Here is an 878-nt window from a genome sequence, read left to right as displayed (position 1 = left end):
GCATGGTCTGCCGCAAGGGTCATCCCATCCTGGCCCACCGCCGCCCCGCCATCGAGCACATCCGCCAATACCCGGTCGCCTCCAGTACCCTCAGTCCCGAGGTCGCGCTGCGCCTGGCCGAAACCCTGGGCGCCGCCGGCGCGCCCGAACAGATGGTCAGCGTGCGCTGCGAGAATCTCGACCCGCTGGTCCGCCTGGCCCTCGCCACCGACACCCTGCTGCTGGGCGTCATCTGCGTCACCCGCCAGGAACAGCAGGCCGGCCAGCTCGTGGAAGTACCGCTGCCGCCCGATCCCCAGCGCCAGGGCCACTACGTCCTCGCGCGGCTGGCCGGCCGCAGCCCGCTGAAGGCGCAGGACGCGCTCTACAGCTACACGCAGCAGTGCTGGAGCGGCTTTGCCGGATTTCGCGCGAAGCAGCCGGCGGCGCGGCCGCGGCCAGGGCCGGTCAAGGGCCCGTCACGCGCGTGATCCAGTACGGCGCGAGATAGCCGAGCAGGACGCCCAGCGCGACGGCCAGCAGGTAGCCGTCGATGCCGGCGCCGAGCAGGGCCGCGACCAGCAGGCATCCCGCCACGGCGCAGCCGACCTGCCACAGCGCCGGATAGCGGAACGCTTTCGGCTCGATGACCGGCGCCCCGATCGCGCCGAAGATGGCGCCGGTCAGCGCGAGCCAGATCACGCTTTCCAACGAATAGCCCGTGGTCCAGCCGCCGATGACGACAAACAGCGCGGCGAAGATCAGGCAGGCCGCAAGGGCCAGTCTGATGCCGGCCGACAGGGTGCGTTTCATGTCATTTTCCTTGGCGCATGGGTGGCCAAGTGTATCCGTCCCGGCCGCCGCATCGCGCCTCACCCGCCCGCGCCTCAGCCGCCGTC

Annotated in this window: 2 protein-coding genes; one reads left to right on the top strand and one right to left on the bottom strand. The window is 71.2% G+C overall.

Annotated elements, in window-relative coordinates:
- The coding region (locus tag DK459_RS24410) for a LysR substrate-binding domain-containing protein (protein ID WP_233256858.1) at window positions 1–470 on the top strand (470 nt) is incomplete at its 5' end.
- Here DK459_RS24410 and DK459_RS24405 read toward each other — a convergent pair.
- Entirely contained in the window at window positions 448–792 is a 345-nt protein-coding gene (locus DK459_RS24405) for a hypothetical protein (protein WP_053498039.1), read from the bottom strand. The two genes, DK459_RS24410 and DK459_RS24405, sit on opposite strands and share 23 nt — an antisense overlap.
- Between the last annotated feature and the right edge of the window lie 86 nt (window positions 793–878).

Origin of the sequence: Achromobacter sp. RW408 (assembly GCF_003184165.1) — a bacterium.
In the GTDB taxonomy this organism is placed as follows: Bacteria; Pseudomonadota; Gammaproteobacteria; order Burkholderiales; family Burkholderiaceae_B; genus Achromobacter; species Achromobacter xylosoxidans.
This window is presented reverse-complemented; position numbering and strand designations above follow the sequence as displayed.

Excerpts from the sequence above, each read along its gene's own strand:
- DK459_RS24405 (WP_053498039.1), bottom strand. The coding sequence starts at position 792 with ATGAAACGCACCCTGTCGGCCGGCATCAGACTGGCCCTTGCGGCCTGC.